The 16,257-nt window shown below is 67.7% G+C and carries 14 protein-coding genes; 10 read left to right on the top strand and 4 right to left on the bottom strand.

Features of this window, described 5'->3' with window-relative positions:
* Positions 1–304 precede the first annotated feature (304 nt).
* The 4 genes from IPH07_37575 (at position 305) to IPH07_37560 (ending at position 6,901) form a co-directional block, all read left to right on the top strand.
* Complete coding sequence (locus tag IPH07_37575; protein ID MBK6923160.1) at positions 305–1,546, top strand: hypothetical protein; 1,242 nt, start codon at positions 305–307, stop codon at positions 1,544–1,546.
* 139 nt (positions 1,547–1,685) lie between these two features.
* Entirely contained in the window at positions 1,686–4,781 is a 3,096-nt protein-coding gene (locus tag IPH07_37570) for a DUF3427 domain-containing protein (protein ID MBK6923159.1), read from the top strand.
* 77 nt (positions 4,782–4,858) lie between these two features.
* Complete coding sequence (locus tag IPH07_37565; GenBank protein ID MBK6923158.1) at positions 4,859–5,494, top strand: hypothetical protein; 636 nt, start codon at positions 4,859–4,861, stop codon at positions 5,492–5,494.
* Positions 5,495–5,635: 141 nt separating this feature from the next.
* Positions 5,636–6,901: a PHB depolymerase family esterase gene (locus IPH07_37560; GenBank protein MBK6923157.1), complete on the top strand. Its 1,266-nt coding sequence runs from the start codon at positions 5,636–5,638 to the stop codon at positions 6,899–6,901.
* Here IPH07_37560 and IPH07_37555 read toward each other — a convergent pair.
* Complete coding sequence (locus IPH07_37555) at positions 6,853–7,866, bottom strand: zinc-binding dehydrogenase (protein MBK6923156.1); 1,014 nt, start codon at positions 7,864–7,866, stop codon at positions 6,853–6,855. The two genes, IPH07_37560 and IPH07_37555, sit on opposite strands and share 49 nt — an antisense overlap.
* Before the next feature lie 172 nt (positions 7,867–8,038).
* Complete coding sequence (locus IPH07_37550) at positions 8,039–8,380, bottom strand: hypothetical protein (protein ID MBK6923155.1); 342 nt, start codon at positions 8,378–8,380, stop codon at positions 8,039–8,041.
* Between the two features lie 348 nt (positions 8,381–8,728).
* Here IPH07_37550 and IPH07_37545 point away from each other — a divergent pair, with 348 nt between their 5' ends.
* From IPH07_37545 to IPH07_37535, 3 genes are all read left to right on the top strand, one after another.
* A complete protein-coding gene (locus IPH07_37545; GenBank protein MBK6923154.1) occupies positions 8,729–10,384 on the top strand; it encodes a protein kinase in 1,656 nt (551 codons plus the stop codon).
* Between the two features lie 237 nt (positions 10,385–10,621).
* The gene (locus IPH07_37540; protein MBK6923153.1) at positions 10,622–11,710 is read left to right on the top strand and encodes a DNA adenine methylase; all 1,089 of its coding nucleotides are present in this window, start codon (positions 10,622–10,624) and stop codon (positions 11,708–11,710) included.
* 37 nt (positions 11,711–11,747) lie between these two features.
* Positions 11,748–12,191 (top strand): hypothetical protein, encoded by a 444-nt coding sequence (locus tag IPH07_37535; protein ID MBK6923152.1) that lies wholly within the window; start codon positions 11,748–11,750, stop codon positions 12,189–12,191.
* Positions 12,192–12,411: 220 nt separating this feature from the next.
* On the opposite strand, the gene IPH07_37530 is transcribed toward IPH07_37535, so the two are convergent.
* A complete protein-coding gene (locus IPH07_37530; GenBank protein MBK6923151.1) occupies positions 12,412–13,179 on the bottom strand; it encodes a DUF459 domain-containing protein in 768 nt (255 codons plus the stop codon).
* Positions 13,180–13,333: 154 nt separating this feature from the next.
* Here IPH07_37530 and grxD point away from each other — a divergent pair, with 154 nt between their 5' ends.
* Positions 13,334–13,648: a Grx4 family monothiol glutaredoxin gene (gene grxD, locus IPH07_37525; GenBank protein ID MBK6923150.1), complete on the top strand. Its 315-nt coding sequence runs from the start codon at positions 13,334–13,336 to the stop codon at positions 13,646–13,648.
* Between the two features lie 31 nt (positions 13,649–13,679).
* Here grxD and IPH07_37520 read toward each other — a convergent pair whose 3' ends face one another.
* Positions 13,680–13,985 (bottom strand): hypothetical protein, encoded by a 306-nt coding sequence (locus IPH07_37520; protein ID MBK6923149.1) that lies wholly within the window; start codon positions 13,983–13,985, stop codon positions 13,680–13,682.
* Between the two features lie 202 nt (positions 13,986–14,187).
* Here IPH07_37520 and IPH07_37515 point away from each other — a divergent pair, with 202 nt between their 5' ends.
* Positions 14,188–14,961, top strand: a complete 774-nt coding sequence (locus tag IPH07_37515) for a hypothetical protein (protein ID MBK6923148.1) — start codon at positions 14,188–14,190, stop codon at positions 14,959–14,961.
* Positions 14,962–16,194: a patatin-like phospholipase family protein gene (locus IPH07_37510; protein ID MBK6923147.1), complete on the top strand. Its 1,233-nt coding sequence runs from the start codon at positions 14,962–14,964 to the stop codon at positions 16,192–16,194.
* Positions 16,195–16,257: the final 63 nt, after the last annotated feature.

Genomic DNA, 16,257 nt, shown 5'->3' with positions numbered 1-16,257 from the left:
CGATCCGCGCCGTGGTCGGGGATCGATCCGGGTCATGCACGGCGGACCGGTGGGCGAACTGGCGGGCATTCGGGTCGTCGATCGCCTGGCACGCTGCGTGCGTTCGTGGAGGCATCGCATGCCATGCCACTTGCTCCACCTCGGCTTGGGTCTCGCCGTCTTCGCGCAGCTCGCCTGCGGGCCGCATCGCGGCACCGCCGAATCACGGCAGCCGCTCGCCGCCGTCGGACCATCCCGCGAGGCTCCCGGCGACGTTGCGGCCACGGCCCCGTCCTCCCGCTCGGGCGCCCGTCTCCCCGAGCCCGTGCGACCCAAGGCCGCGCGGCGCGAGCCTTCGATCTCGGCGACACCGATCGCGGGCGACACCGCGATCGACGTCGGCAACGGCCGATCGGTGCGCGTGGCCCCCGATGGCGAGATCCGGCTCGGCGATCTGCTGCTGCTGCCCGGCGGTGGCGTCGGCGTGCCGAGGTTCTACGAGCGCGCACGCGTGGGCGACGACACCGTCATCGTGGTGGGCTTCGGCTTCGACACCGCACCGAATGATCCGGGCTACGTCGTCGCGGCGCGGATCGACGGCCGCGTCGACAAGGCGAAGTGGCTCTCGTGGATCCACGCGCAACGCATCGATGGCGGCGCGGACACGGACTGGCGCCTGCTGATCGCCGACCAACGCGTGGTGCTGATGCAGAACGAACGGGTGATGGCGCTCGACGCCGCGACCGGAGCGCAGGCGTGGGTGTTCTCCGGGATCGATCCGCACGTCTCCGACGGCTACCTCGGCGGCGTGGCGATCCTGAAGACGAACCTGCGCATGCTCGACGTGAGCGCCGAATCCCACCGCTTGGTGGTCGCTGCGGTCGACGCGTCGAACGACGAGCCCCTCACGGTCGAGCTCGATCTCGCGACCGGCAAGCGCGTCTACGCCAAGGTCCCGCGCACGCCGACGCCGGCCTTGCCGCTGTTCGCCTTCACCAAGGTCATGGCACCGTGGATCGGCCACGACGATCCGCCACCGCGACGACCCGACCCGCCGCCCAGTGGATTCGACGGCGTGCGCGTCGGCTACGCGGCGCTGCTGTGGAGCACCAAGACCGGCCGCGGCATCATCGTGAACCCCACGCACGACGCGAGCGCCGACGTGATCGCCGCGGCACGCCACGCGCGATTCACCGATCGCGCCGGCCACGAGGCCCCCGTGAAATGGACGATGGTCATCGACACCGCTGCGGTCGCCGCAGCGATGACCAGCAAGCGCGACGCCTTGCCGACGCGAACGAGCGGCCCGCCGCCCGAGCAGGTGCGGTTCGAGTACACGTACGGCTTTGGCACCATGCAGACCGGCGAGGTCGTCGATCTCGAGCCCGTCGCGACCGCCCTGGGTGCCGTCGCGGTGCGCTCCCACGCCGACCTCCCCGCGAAGCGCCACGGCGTCGACATCGTGCAGGTGCCCGGCGAGCTGCCGGAGGTTCACGTCGAGTGGGGGCCCGTGGCATTCGTGGACGATCCGGGGAATCACGTGCTGGTGTTCGTGCAGGCGATGTGACGACTGGGGGACTACTGGGCGCGGTAGCCAACGACGTGGCCCCACGGCATCTCCCGTGACGAGATCCGCTCGAGTCACGTGCGACTCTCGAGACACGTGCGCGTGGACCCGATGCCGCAGACGTGGTGCAATGCCAGCGATGGCGAAGGCGCGTGCGGAGCTGGCGGATGGTGTCTACGAGCACCTCGTCACCGACGAGCTCGCCGCGCGCATCGCGGCAGTGCTCGACACTCGCACGGTCGAGCAGGACGAGCTCGACGCCGGTGATGCGCACGTGGTGCTCGCGCAGCACCTCGCCCATGAGTTCTTGCGTGTGCTCGACGACGTGCCGCGCAGCGAGCGTCCGGCGGGGCAGATCGAGATCGCGAATCGAGTGCTCGCGTCGATCGGTGCCGACGACATTCGCTCGGTGGTCGTGGGGTCCCGCATTGCGGCGCCCGGCCGTGTCTTGAAGGCGATCCACGCCGGCGCAGCTCCCATTCGGCCGGAGACGCCGCTCTCGCAGAGCACATTGCTCACGCGCAATCGTGCCGAGCCTGCACTCGGGCACGAGCTCGCGCGTGAGGTCGCGTGTGCCGATCGCATCGACGCCCTGATCGCGTTCGTGACGATGAGCGGCGTCCGTGCGCTCCGCGACTCGCTCGACGCGGTCGCGCGACGACCGGGGGGCGTGCGGATGCGCCTGCTGACGACGGTGTTCACGGGCACGACGCAGGTCGAGGCGCTCGCGTATCTGGCTCGGCTCCCGGGTGTCGAGGTGCGCGTGTCGTACGACACCCAGCGCACGCGACTCCACGCCAAGGCGTGGATGTTCTGGCGCGAGGGCGGCCTGCACACGGCGTACGTCGGCTCCGCGAATCTCACGTCGACCGCGCTGGGTAGCGGGCAGGAGTGGATGGTCAAGCTGTGCGCAGCCGACCTGGCCCACGTCGTCGAGAAGATCGACGCCACGTTCGAGACCCTGTGGAATGATCCCGAGTTCGAGCGATTCGACCCCGACAACCCGGAGCACGAGACGCGACTTCGACGCGCGCTGGGAAACCAACGCAGCCGCGACGAACGCACACCGTTTCTGTTCGAGCTGCGTCCGTACGCGTTCCAGTTGGAGATCCTCGATCGACTCGAAGCCGAACGGGTCGTTCACGGGCGGCGTCGCAACCTCGTCGTTGCCGCCACCGGCACCGGGAAGACGGTGCTCGCGGCGCTCGACTACGTTCGACAGCGCAAAGGCGGCGTCGCGCCTACGCTGCTGTTCCTCGCGCATCGGCAGGAGCTACTCGAGCAGGCGCGCGAGACATTCAGACACGCCTTGCGTGATCCAGCGTTCGGCGAGCTGTTGGCCGGAGGTGCGGAACCCGAACGGTGGGAGCACGTCTTCGCGACGATCCAGAGCGCGGCCTCACGAAGGCTGATCGAGCGCCACGGCGCGGCGTACTTTCGCTATGTCGTGATCGACGAGTGTCATCACGCGCCGGCGGACTCATACCAGAAGATCGTTCCGCACCTGCGCCCAGACATCTTGCTCGGGCTGACGGCAACGCCGGAGCGCACCGACAACCGCTCGCTGCTGCCCGACTTCGACGGGCACATCGCCGCGGAGCTGCGCCTCTGGCATGCGCTCGACAGGCAGCTGCTGGTGCCGTTCGAGTACTACGGCGTGTCCGACGGTGTCGACCTCCGGCAGATCCATTGGCAGAAGACGGGCTACGACACCATTGGTCTGAGCACGCTGTACACCGGTCATGAAGCGCGCGTCGAGCTGATGGTCCGTCGGCTCGCCGAGCGCGTGGACGACATCCGGGCGATCCGGGCGCTCGCATTCTGCGTGTCGATCGAGCACGCCGAGTACATCGCTGCGGAGCTCACACGCCGGAACATCCCTGCGCTCGCCGTGCACGGCGAGACCCCGTCGGCGCTCCGACACGACGCACCTCGCCGGCTCCGCGAGCGCGACGTCAACGTGCTGTGCACGTGCGACCTCTACAACGAGGGTGTCGACCTCCCGTTCGTCGACACCCTGTTGCTGCTGCGACCGACGAACAGCGCGACCTTGTTCATGCAGCAGATCGGCCGCGGGCTGCGCCGTCACGTCGACAAAACCAGCTGCCTGGTGCTCGACTTGGTCGGACAGCACCGCGCGGAGTTTCGCTTCGACGCGACACTCGCCGCAATCACCGGCATCCCGCGCGCGCGGCTGGCCAAGGCCGTGGAGGATCGTTTTCCGTTCTTGCCGAGCGGATGCGTGCTCCAGCTCGATGCCGTGGCGCGACAGCAGGTACTCGCGTCGCTGCGTCGTCAGCTCGCGGGCGCGCAGCGAATGCTCGAAGAGATGAAGGAGCTCGCGCAGGAGGACGGTCAGCCGCCGACGATGGCGCGATTCCTCGAGGCGACCGGGCGCGAGATCGACGACGTGTACCGCGGCCCGGGCGGCAGTTGGACGCGGCTGCGGCAGCGTGCCGGGTTCGCCGAGAACATCGACGAAGACACCGAGGAGCTTGCGCGGCGCTTCGGGTGGTTGCTGCACGTCGACGAGACGAGCCGGCTCGATGCGTGGACGCAGGCCTTGGCCGAGGCTGCGCCCGGCACCGCCATGGATGCGATGCGTCTCACGATGCTCGACTTCCAGCTGCAGCATCGCGGAACCGTCCGGCAGCCAGAGGAGACGGTCGCAGCGTTGTGTGCATCGCAGGAGGCGCACAGCGAGCTCCTGCAATTGGTCGGGGTGCTGCGCGATCGCGTCGGGCACGCGACCGAGGTCTACCCGGTGCCCGAGTGGCCACTGGCGCTGCACCGCCGCTATACGCGGCGCGAGCTGCTGGTCGCGGTCGGCTACGTCAGCGCTGGCGAGAAGGGGAGCACGCCGCAGGGCGGGATCCTGCAGCTCAAGGAGAGCAAGCGCGAGCTGCTGCTGGTCACGCTCGACAAGTCGAACAGGAGCTTCTCGCCGAGGACGCGGTACCGCGATTATGCGATCAGCAGGGAGCTGTTCCACTGGGAGACGCAGTCGGCCGCGAGCGTCGCGCGGGAGTCAGGGAAGCGGTACATCCACAGCCCGCACAACGGCTGGTCGTTCTACCTGTTCGTGCGGGAGACCACCGAGGATGCGTATGCGTTCGTCGGCCCCGTCGTCTACGAACGACACGAGGGCGATCGACCGATCGGCATCGTCTGGCGACTCGGGCGGCCGTTGGCCGCAGAGCTGTTCGATCGGTTTGCTACGCTGTCGTCGGGCTAGCGGGAACCCGGGCGTCGTCGGGAGCAACTGCATCCTGGCCACGCGCGATCGACCGCGCGCGGCGAAGGGGCCCCGCCTTGTCCGTCGCATCGACCCCACGCCACGATCGCGCGTCGGCGCGCACGCGTTCCGGTTCGCGGTGCTTCCTCCGCAGCACCCGCCCCGCCGCGGGCCTGGTGCTCGCCGCGATCGCGTGCGGCGGCCCGCCCGAGCGCAACCCGTTCGGGGGCACTGCGCCGGTCGGTACGATCGGCAGCGGCCCCGTCGAGGACGACGACGATGCGACCGCGTCGTCGAGCGACGACGACGGCGGGGGCGCGACGACGACCAGCGCAGGCGACGACGGTGCAAGCGCGAGCGCCACGCAGGGCGCCAGCGACAGCGCGACCACGAACCCCACCACCGCCGGTGGGGGCGAGTCCGGTGAGAGCGGGAGCGGCGATCCAGTGCTCGATGCGTGCCTCGAGATCGCGACCGATGCGTGCCAGCAGTGCGCGTGCAACCTGTGCCTCGATCCGCTGTACGCCTGCCAGCAGGATCCGGGCTGCGTGGCGATGCGTGACTGCGCGGAGCAGTACGGCTGCCAGGGTGCCGATTGCCTCGAGCCGTGCGGCGCCGTGGTCGACATGTACGGCGGCCCGTTCGGCGCCTCGGGTGCGCTCGCGCTCGCGCTCAGCGACTGCCTGGTCGCCTCGTGCGCGAGCTGCTTCTAGCCGCACGCACCGCGCCACGCAGCGGGTTCGCCACCACCCGTCGCATCAGCGCGCGGCGTCCCCGCGTGCGCGGACGCCCGGCCGTATCCCCCTCAATTCCCGCGCCTGCGGCGATCAGACCTGGAACATGAATCATGTGTCATGTTCGGCGCCGTGATCACGACCCTGCTTCGTGTCGGCCTCGTCACTGCGTTGCTGATGCCCGCGACCGCGGCCGCCAGCGGGAGCTGGTCGAGCTCGCCGATCTCGGGCATGACCACGCACGTCTACGCGCCCAGCTCGACGAGTCCCATCGGTGAGGGTCGCGCGCTCCTCATCGGCCTGCACGGCTGCGTGCAGACCGGCGCCAACCTGCGTGACCAAGTCCCGTTCGACGCGAGCGCCGAGGCCACCGGCACGGTGATCGCCCTGCCCGAGGTGCCCATGGGTGGCGTGATCGCGGGGTGCTGGGACTACTACGGTGCGAACCACGATCGCAGCAGCCGTCACGACGACGACCTCCTCGCCTTGGTCGACGCGCTGCTCGCCGATCCGGAGCTCGACATCGATCCCGATCAGGTCTACCTCGCCGGACTCTCCTCGGGCGCCGGCGAGGCCGCGGTGATGGGCTGCCTCGCGCCCGACGTGTTCGCCGGCATCGGCATCGCTGCGGGCCCGGCCATCGGCACCAGTGAGAGTCAGATCGCGTTCGTGACCACCACCGCCGAGCAAGCAGGCGCGAGCTGCACGAGCTTGGCCGGTGCCCACGCGTCGTCGTTCGCGACGCAACAGGTCGTCGTCATCGCCGGCACGATGGACTACACCGTGGCCCAGGACTACGCGCGGATCCACGCCGAGATGTTCGCCGCGCTGTACGGCGGGCTCACCAGCGCGCCGCTCGACGTCACGACATTGCCCGGCGCCATGCCGCAGGGCACCGCCGAGGTCTACGCCGACGACGACGGCGAACGCATCACGCGCGTGTCGATGCAGGGCGTGGGTCATGCGTGGCCCACCGGCACGGGCAGCGGCTACGACCTCTACTTCGTGTCACCGGGCGGCTTCGACTTCGCGGGCTACATGCTGGCGTCGTTCCAGGCCAACAATCGCAGGGTCGGGGCCGGGCCGAGCGGCAGCGATTCGGGCGGTGGCGACGCGAGCGGATCGAGCGACGCCGGCGATGCCGACGGCACCACCGACGACGGCGTGGGTAGCCTCTCCGGCGGTGACGACGGTAGTGGCGCGAGCGATGCGGCCGGCGCCGAGGGTGGACTGGCCGGCGACGATGGCAGTGGTTGCGCGTGTCGGGCCGACGGTGGCGCGCGTCCGTCCCTCGCGTTCGCCCTGCTCGCGTTGGCGGCGGGCCGGCGTCGGCGATTTCACGGCACCAGCAGCACCTTGCCCATCGCCTTGCGGTCGTGCAGGTAGTGGTGCGCCGCCGCGGCGTCGTCGAACGCGAAGGTCTTGTCGACGCGCGGTGAGATCTTGCCCTCGCGATACAGCTCGAGCAGTGCTTCGAATTGCGGCCGCAGCAGATCGAGGCGGTCGAACAGGTGTCCCATGTTGCAGCCGCCGACGGTGCGGTTGTCGTTCATGAGATCGATGGGGCTGTACTTCTTGATGCGAAGCAGCTGGCCGATCGCGGTCACGAGGCTGCGGGTCTTGCCCGCTGCGGCACCGGAGATGCCGAAGCACACCAGCCGACCGGCGGGCCCGAGCAGGTCGTAGCCGCGCTTCCACGAGGGGCCGCCAACGGCATCGAGCACGAGGTCGAGGCCGCGATCGCCGACCAGCTGCCGCACCGCGGTCGACCAATCACCGGCGGCATCGATGGGATGATCGCAGCCCTGCTCGCGCAGGAACGCGTGCTTGCCCGCCGACGCCGTGCCGTACACGACGCAGTCGCGGGTCTTCGCCAGCTGGATCGCCGCCTGCCCCACACCACCGGCTGCCGAGTGCACGAGCACGTGCGAGCCGGGTCGCAGGTTGCCGGTGAAGAACATCATGTAGTACGCGGTCAGGTACACCACCGGCAGCGCCGCGGCCTGCTCGAAGCCCATCGACTCGGGGATGTGAAAGGTCTGCGCGGCGGGGATCACCAGCGTGTCGGTGTAGCCGCCGAAGCGCGGCATGCCGAACACGCGATCGCCGATCGCGAGATCGGTGACGCCCGCACCGACCGCATCGATCACACCCGCGACCTCGTAGCCGACCACGCACGGCAGCGGCGGCGCATCGGGATACAGGCCCACGCGCGCCATCAAGTCGGCGAAGTTGATGCCCGCCGCGCGCACACGCACGCGCACGCAGCCCGGCGTGACCTCGGGATCCGGCGCCTCGCGAACCTGCAGCACCTCGGGCGCACCTGCTTTCGTGATCCAGATCTGCCGCATGCGAGGCGGATGCTACACCACGGGCGCAGGCGCGCCATGACATGCGGCTTCGGAGAGCAGCAGCCCCCCGCTGTAGTCACGCATCGCGGCGTCGAAGCACCGCCACAGCAGCGGACGAAACTCCCTGGACAGATCGATGCCGTCGATGACGTGCGCCCGCGGCCGCGCCACTTCAGCGCACGTCGACCTCGCCGAGGTCGAGCACATCGTCGACCGGCGGATCGCCGGCGAGATCCCATCGCCGATAGCCCTGCACGCGGGTGATGCCGTCGTCGGCCGCGATGCGCACCGCGACCTCGTAGCCGCAGCTGCCCTTGCGCGGCGCCGCCGGGTGCATGTCGCACGGTTGCAGCAACACGTCGAGCGACGCCCCATCGGCGCCGACACGGGCGCAGGCACAGATCGCCTGCTCCGGACGGAACACGAGCCCACTCGCGGTGAGCTGCCAGTCGTCATTCGACGAGGTGAGCGCGAGCTTCGGCATCTCGTCGGGGATGCCCTGGTCGCAGGTCAACCGCTCCTGACCGCGAGTGTCGCGAGGCCGGCTGACAAGCATGCAGAACTTCGCGAAGCGGCTTGCTGGATTAACAGGACTCCCGGAGCGTTGCGGCGCGCCAGATTCGCCAGTCGCCACGGCATCTTCGAAGCAGCCGTGCGCACCGTCACATGTTTATACAGACCGGGACGGCGCGACGAGGGGCGACAAACGCAGGTCTGCCGAATTAGAGTTGGGCAGCGGGGCGGAGACTGGTGGCCATTCGGACAAGGCCGCGCGGAAACGCGAGTCTTCCCTAGCCGCGGCGCTGCTTGAGACTCCACTGGAGCGGTCCGCAGACCTCGGGCGTTGTGATAGCATCTTGGGGTGAGCGATCAGGACACGCCACCGCCAACCGACGACGATGCTGACGAGGAAGATGCAGGCGGCGGATCCAAGAAGCGCAATGTAGTCAAGCAGAAGCGGCTTCCATGGCACTCGCTTGAGGAGGCCGAGGCTGTCCCTAAGGCGATTGTGGAGCAGTACGCTGGCAAGGCCACGACGCCGACGCAGGTCGCGCTTGCGATGAATCGGTCGCCGTCATCCTCCGCGTTTCGGTCGATTACCGGAGCCGCCGAGGCATACGGACTCACGGAGGGCGCCTATCGCAGCGACGAGATCGCATTGACAGAACTCGGGCGCAAGCTCGTCGCACCGACGGAATCGGGACAGGACCTCGAAGCGCGTCGCGAAGCGATCTTGCAACCCTCTGTCATCGGCGATTTTCTACGCAAGTACAATCAGAACAGGTTCCCAGACGATACAATTGCCAAGAACGTTCTTCAGTTTGAGATGCAAGTCCCTATCGAGCGCATCGAAGGCGCGCTCGACGTCATCAAAGCAAACGCCGCGTACGCGGGCGTACTCCAGACTCAGGGCACGAAGCAGTTCGTCATCCTGAGCCCGACTCCGCAAGGCGTGGCGGCTGCTTCGTCGCAGGTTTCAAAACCCAGTCCAGACGCGCCGGCGCCCCCGGTCGGAACAAAGCCAGGACCACGCGCGGCGCCGTTGCAAGTGCAGCCACCCATTCCGGCGCCCGATGGCATCGCTGTCAGCTCCCCGCGGTCGGCGGGCGCGCCCCAATTGCGAAAGGCTGGCGGTCTCCGAGCCGGTCGGGATCTCGACTGCTATCGCTTGATCAGGCCGCTCGGCTCGGGACACTCTGCGGAGGTCTGGGAGGCCGCTGTCGTCGCCGCCCCGCCGGGCGTCGCCCTTGCTCCCGGCGAGCGTGTCGCAATCAAGATCTATCGTCTGCTCGAGATTCGTCGTTCGGAGATCCTGCGTGTGGATCGTGAGTACCAGCTAGCCACGCAGATCGACCATCTGAACGTTGCGAAGGTATACGATCTGGTCCTAGCGCCAAGTCGCCCCGACCACAGTTTCATGGTGATGGAGCTTGTGGAGGGATCAACGCTCAAGGACCTTACGCCGAGCAACGGACTCGGCGATCCCCTGCGCATCCTCTCGCTCGCGAAACAACTCTTCTCTGCGCTCGTGGAGATACACGCCTATGGAGCGCTTCATCGTGACGTGAAGGCGTCCAACATCATGATCTCCAAGACGGCAGCGCACGGTGAGGACCTCAAACTTTGCGACTTTGGCATCGTCTCCGTGCAAGGACTTCCAGGGTTTACCGCGAGCGGCTTTCTCGGCAGCAAGCACTCTGCCCCAATGGAGCAGCTTCTTGGCATTACACTTGATGAACGCTCAGATCTCTATGGTGCGGGGGCTGCATTATTCCATGCGATTTCTGGACGTGAGATGTACGCCGGACAGCAGACCGAAGCAGCGATCGCGCAGGTTATGGAGCGGTCGCCCGAAAAAATTGACTTTCCGGCTGTAGTGGAGTCGGAGCGGCGGCTGGTAAGCCTAGTCAATCGGTGCCTGGAGCGTGACCGCAACAATCGCCCGCGTTCGGCCGTCGAATGTCTGGCGGAGATCGAGGCCATCGAGCAGATGCTTCCGACAAAGGTCGAGGCGTAGCCTTGATGCTCTGATCGAGCCGGGAGGCTCTCGGCTGTGCAGGCACGAAGCCTCCTCCCTCTCCGCTCGCACGACCTGCGACGGCGTCCCGTCCCGGCGGCACCGGGACGCTCCCGCTGTTTACGGGCGGGCACGGTGGGCGCCGGCGCCACGCAACGCCGGCATCCAGCCAACTCTAGCCAACCCCGGCTCTCTTCGCTTGCGCGGAGAGCCGGAAACCCGGCAGGATGTTCGCGCGTGATCAAGTACCTCGGCTCGAAGCGCACGCTCATCCCTGCGTTGCTAGAGATCCTCCGGTCGCTCCCGGGAGCGCGCAGCGTGCTTGACGTGTTCTCGGGTACGGCCCGAGTGGGCCACGCTTGCAAGGCCGCGGGGTTCCAAGTCCGAGCGAATGATCACAATGCCTACGCATCGACGCTCGCCCGATGCTATGTTCAAGCCGACCGTGAGCACGTTGAACGAGATGCCGAGCGCCTGCTTCGTGAACTGAGCCTCCTCCCCGGACGACCCGGCTACTTTACAGAGACCTTCTGTATTCTGAGCCGCTTCTTTCAGCCGCAGAATGGCGCGCGTATCGATGCGATTCGTGAGGAGATTGCACGCAAGTGCCTGGATCCGGAACTGGAGGCTGTTCTACTGGTCTCCCTGATGGAGGCTGCCGACCGAGTAGACTCCACAACGGGCCTCCAAATGGCGTACTTGAAGAGCTGGGCTCCACGCGCGTACAACGACCTCGAGCTCAGGCTGCCGAAGGTGCTTCCATGCGCTCACCATGGAAAGGGCGAGGCCTACCAGATGGATGCACTTGAATTCGTCGACGCGGTTGCATCTTGTGAAGTTGACGTTGCGTACCTGGACCCGCCGTACAATCAGCACAAGTACCTGGGCAACTACCACATCTGGGAGACGTTGATCCTCTGGGACAAGCCCGCGGTGTACGGGAGAGCGTGCAAGCGCGTCGACTGTCGCGAGCGGACGAGTGTGTTCAACTCTAAGCCACAGTTTACCGCGGCATTCGCCGAGCTTGTGCGGCGCGTGAAGGCTCGCTGGCTTGTTGTCTCATTTAGCGATGAAGGCTACCTCGACCGGACGACTGCCGAAGCGATTCTGGGGCAGCGCGGACAGGTACGCGTGGTGGAGCACGACTACAAGCGCTATGTAGGCGCGCAGATCGGCATCTACAACCCGTCAGGTGAGAAAGTAGGGGCCGTCAGCCACCTTCGCAACACCGAGTACGTATACGTCGTCGGGGAAAGCGAACTCACCGAACGCTCCCGGGCGTATCAGGGACGTCGCAAGCCCCAACAGGTTACGCTCTTCGAGTGACAGCCGGGCACATCACGGTAATGCACAGGAGCGAACAATGACAAGCGATGATCGTCTGAAGAAGGTTCTGGCTCAGTTTGAGTTTGAGCCAACACCGACGCAGGCCGGAGAAACCGCCGGTTCGCGCAGCGCAGAGGGCCGCGAATTCGGTGAGGAAATGCGCAAGTTGCTAGCGAGACCAGGGTTCGTGATCGAAACCGCTGTGGCCAAATCGAGCGATGGTCGCCGACTGGACGGAAACGCGAGTGAGCGCGTATCTTACAAGATGCTGAGATTCAAGCGCCATCCCTTGAATCGCAATCGTACGCTTGTAGTGGCGCTCAACGTCGCGTTTGAGAAGTACGACAACCCTCAACTTGGGGAGTTGCGCGAGCAGGCGGCCTTCTTGAACGGCCTCGATCTGCGCGGTCAGATTCTCCTGCTCTCTCGTAAAGAGCATTACGAGTACTACCTTCGGGATATCTCCGGGGAGGAGACGTGACGAAAGGTCTCTCAAGGTCTGCGGAGGAGCCAAGTCCGCTGCCCAACAAGCCGTTGCAACGGACGAGTTCCCGCGGCTTCGCCACGGGAACTCGCCGCTGAACGCCCTGTGCGTTCGTTGCACGGAATGGACATCCCGTTCCAGCGTCGCGGTTGCGGCGTTCGAGTTCCTTCCGGTCCGCCTGATCCCCCGTGATCCTCGCGCCCCACCGCCGCCATCATCACCCCGCCGCTTCGCCGGGCTTGGCGATCCCCAGCTCGCCCTCGAGCACCGCGAGCACGTGATCCCGCAGGATCTCCGCCCCCGCCGGCGTGAGGTGGATGCCGTCGCCGGCGCGCACGCGAACCTTCTTCGCCGGCTTGCCCTCCGGCGCGACCACGCCGGGCGGCACGATGCGATCGGCGTAGGCACCGTTCTCGTCGGCGAGCAGCTCCCACGCATCGATGAACTTCGCACCCGGGCGCACGGCCATGCGCGCGCGGTAGATGACGTTCACCCGCTTGACGCGCTCGTGGAATTTCTCGGGGCGCATCACGGGCATGCCGACCCAGAAGAGGCGCTCGCCGTCGGGCGCGAGCAGATCGGCGAGCGCGTCGACGCGGCGCGCGTACTCCTCGTCCCAGCCATCGTCTTGCCAGCGGATCCACTCGCCCGAGCCCATGTAGAGCCCCTGCACGTCGTTGCCACCGAACATCACCACGCTCGCGTCGGGCTTCCACTTGCCGACGATGGCCTTGGCGGCCTCGGGCCAGTCGTAGAAGTCGGGCCGCGACAGACCGCTGCTGCTCTTGCCCGCGCGCCGGCACGGCAGCACGTAGTCCTTCTCGAGCGCGCGCTCGAGGAAGACACCGAAGCCGCCGGCGATCATGCTGTCGCCGAGCACGAGGATCTTGGGGGTCGCCGCCTGCGCGCCCGCGCGACGCGGCAGCAAGCCGGCGAGCGCGGCGGCGGCACACAGCCCGCCCATGCGTCGGCGTGAGATCGGCATCGTGTGGATGTCCCGCGGCTGCCCTGGCATCGGCCCGAACCTTGGCAAACCTTGGGCCCCGCCGCCAAGCGGGGGCGCGCGGCTTGCCCGGACGCCGCCGTTCGCCTATCTAACGCTGCGTCAGCTTCTCCTGGAGCTGCGAGAGGCCAAGGCCATGATCGACGAGCAAACCCGCAAGTTCCTCGACCACCTGATCCAGAACAACCGCGTCGTGCTGTTCATGAAGGGCAACAAGACCTTCCCGCAGTGCGGCTTCTCGGGCGCGGTCGTCGAGGTGTTGAAGAAGCACAAGGTCGACTTCCACACCGTCAACGTGCTGCAGGATCCGAACATCCGCGACGGCATCAAGGAGTACAGCAACTGGCCGACGATCCCGCAGCTGTACATCGACGGCGAGTTCGTCGGCGGCTGCGACATCGTGCGCGAGATGGACGCCAACGGCGAGCTCGCGCAGAAGCTCGGCGCCTGAGCGCCGCGCCCTCGCTGCGGGCCGACGCGCGCTACATCGCGAAGGCCAGCAGCACCCACGCGACCGCGATCGCGCAGCCGTAGAGGGTGTGCCGCGTGAGCCGATCGCGTGCGTCGAGGGATTGGCGGAGCGCGCGCTCGTCATGGCGCACGAAGTGACGTGCGATGCGGGCCTGCAGCGCTGCGGCGCGCTCGAGCTCGAGCTCGGTGCCGCGTACGATCCAGCGGCCGAGCGTGCCGTCCTCCGGCTCCACGGCGACCGCGACGCCGGCGCGTTCGAGCAGAAGCTCGACACCGACGGCCTCGTCCTCGTCCTCGCAGGTCCACGCGACCGGCATGTATGGTTCGTACGGCCGCCGCACGCGAGCGCGAGCCACCGATTCGGGCCGCGTGCGCGGTGAACCCTCGCGCGACGTAGGCGCGCACGGGTGGCCGACCCTTCACCCACCGTCGCGCACGTGCACCGACCGCGGATGCACGTTGCTGGCGGTCGTCGACGGGTTTCCGGTAAGCTGGGAAGCCCGCTCGAAGGAGACCGCCATGCGCCGCACCGACTCGATTCTCCGTGTTCCGTTGTTGACCGCCGCGTTGGGCCTGTGCGTGGGGATTTCGGCGGGGGCCGTGTCCTGCGCCCCGGTCGCGCAGGGCGGCTGCGACCGCGACGAGCAGTGCGGCCGCGGCCAGCAGTGCGACCCGGACCTGAACGAGTGCGTCGACAAGGTCGTCGACACCACCAGCACCGAGTCCCCGGCCCCGGCCACCTTCACGAACAAGCAGGTGCCGTTCCACCGCGGCAAGGTCTGCACGGTGTCGGAGGTGAAGTCGGGCGAGAACATCCCGGTCTCGCTCAACCCCTGCTACCACCCCTGCCTCGACAAGGGCGCCTTCAAGCACAAGCACTACTACGAGTGCCTGGGCTCGCGCTGCAACGCGTGGGCGGTGATGTACATCGACGCCGGCAGCACCCCGACGACCTGCCCGACCGACGCGTTCGGGCAGTTCGACAGCGCCGAGTGCAGCTGGGGTCCGCTGGTCGAGCTCTCGATCGCGACCACCATCGACAGCGGCCCGGTCACCGGCACGATGCACGTCGAGGTGCCGTTCTTGACCAACGCCGACACCACCGAGATCGCGGCGAACTTCGAGGACACCGCGCTCATCCAATCGAAGATCGACCAGTACCCCGCCGACGACGCTCGCGTGCCGGGTGGCATGGACATCAAGATGAGCCCGAGCAGCGCGGTGCCGCCGGCCTCGTGCACCGAGGCCACCGCCGGCACCGGCGGCTGCCAGTGCTACGACATCGGATTCTGAGTGGGCGGCATCGAGGCCACGGACGCGCATCCCCACGACGAACCGCGGGTGGGGTTGGTGCTCTCGGGCGGCGGCGCACGGGGGGCTTACGAGGTCGGCGTGATCCGCTACGTTCGTGAGCGACTCCGCCTCGCACGGCCCTTCCACGTCATCACCGGCAGCAGCGTGGGCGCCGTCAACGGGGCCTACCTCGCCGCCACCGCCGATCGACCGCGCGCCCAGGGCCGCATGCTGGCGCGCGTGTGGAGCGACCTCGATCTCGATCGCATCTACCGCTTCGGCTGGCGACAGATGCGATCGCTGCCGCAGGTGCTGCTGGGCCGCAACCTGCCGAGCGACGACCACGGCCAAACCCTGGGCGGCCTCATCGACGCGCGGCACATCGAGGACGTGGTGCGCTCGCGGATCCCGTGGGCGGGCATCCAGGCCAACCTGCGCAACGGCTCACTGCACGGCTTTGCCTGCAGCGCGACCGAGCTGCAGACCGGCATCACCACCGTGTTCGTGCAGACCGCCGACGGCGATCGCAGCGAATGGCCCACGGTGCCCGGTCAGGTCGTGCAGCACACCACGATCACGCCGGCCCACGCGCTGGCATCGGCCGCGATTCCGGTGTTGTTCCCGGCGGTGCGGGTCGGCAACTCGCTGTTCGTCGACGGCAGCCTGCGGCAGAACACGCCCGTGCGTCCCGCGATGCACATGGGTGCCACGCGGCTGCTGGTGGTGGGCCTACGCCACAACCCGCCGACCCCGGAGACGCCGCGCATCGAGCGACGCAACATCGTCTATCCCAACGCCGTGTTCATGCTCGGCAAGATGTTGAACGCGCTGATGCTCGACAAGCTCGAGGCCGACCTCGCGCGGATCCATCGCACCAACGAGATGGTCCACGCCGGCACTGCGCTCTACGGCCCCGAGTTCGCGCAGAACATGGCGGCGCAGATGACGGGTCGGCGCGCGCGGCCCTACCTCGAGATGCAGGTGGTGCTCATCAGCCCGAGCCGCAACCTCGGCGAGATCGCGTTCGACGTCATCCGTCGCACGCGGCTCCGCGAGCAGAAGGGCGTCATGGCCCGCTGGCTGCGCAACGTCGTGAACGCCAGCGACGAGGTCTCGGAGAGCGACCTGGCCAGCTACGTGCTGTTCGAGGCCAACTACGTCAACGAGCTGATCGAGCTCGGCTACAACGACGCGGCCGCGCACCACGACGAGCTGACCTCGCTGTGGGAGTGATGCGCCGTCAGCGACGCGCGCGCGCCCTGCCGCCGCGGGTCCGTGCACGTCCGCCTCGGGCGG

It is taken from the genome of Deltaproteobacteria bacterium (assembly GCA_016709225.1).
In the GTDB taxonomy this organism is placed as follows: Bacteria; Myxococcota_A; Polyangia; order Nannocystales; family Nannocystaceae; genus Xiheibacterium; species Xiheibacterium phototrophicum.
This window is presented reverse-complemented; position numbering and strand designations above follow the sequence as displayed.

Excerpts from the sequence above, each read along its gene's own strand:
- IPH07_37520 (MBK6923149.1), bottom strand. The coding sequence starts at position 13,985 with ATGCCGGTCGCGTGGACCTGCGAGGACGAGGACGAGGCCGTCGGTGTC.
- IPH07_37555 (MBK6923156.1), bottom strand. The coding sequence starts at position 7,866 with ATGCGGCAGATCTGGATCACGAAAGCAGGTGCGCCCGAGGTGCTGCAG.
- grxD (MBK6923150.1), top strand. The coding sequence starts at position 13,334 with ATGATCGACGAGCAAACCCGCAAGTTCCTCGACCACCTGATCCAGAAC.
- IPH07_37570 (MBK6923159.1), top strand. The coding sequence starts at position 1,686 with ATGGCGAAGGCGCGTGCGGAGCTGGCGGATGGTGTCTACGAGCACCTC.
- IPH07_37515 (MBK6923148.1), top strand. The coding sequence starts at position 14,188 with ATGCGCCGCACCGACTCGATTCTCCGTGTTCCGTTGTTGACCGCCGCG.
- IPH07_37530 (MBK6923151.1), bottom strand. The coding sequence starts at position 13,179 with ATGCCGATCTCACGCCGACGCATGGGCGGGCTGTGTGCCGCCGCCGCG.
- IPH07_37535 (MBK6923152.1), top strand. The coding sequence starts at position 11,748 with ATGACAAGCGATGATCGTCTGAAGAAGGTTCTGGCTCAGTTTGAGTTT.
- IPH07_37560 (MBK6923157.1), top strand. The coding sequence starts at position 5,636 with ATGTTCGGCGCCGTGATCACGACCCTGCTTCGTGTCGGCCTCGTCACT.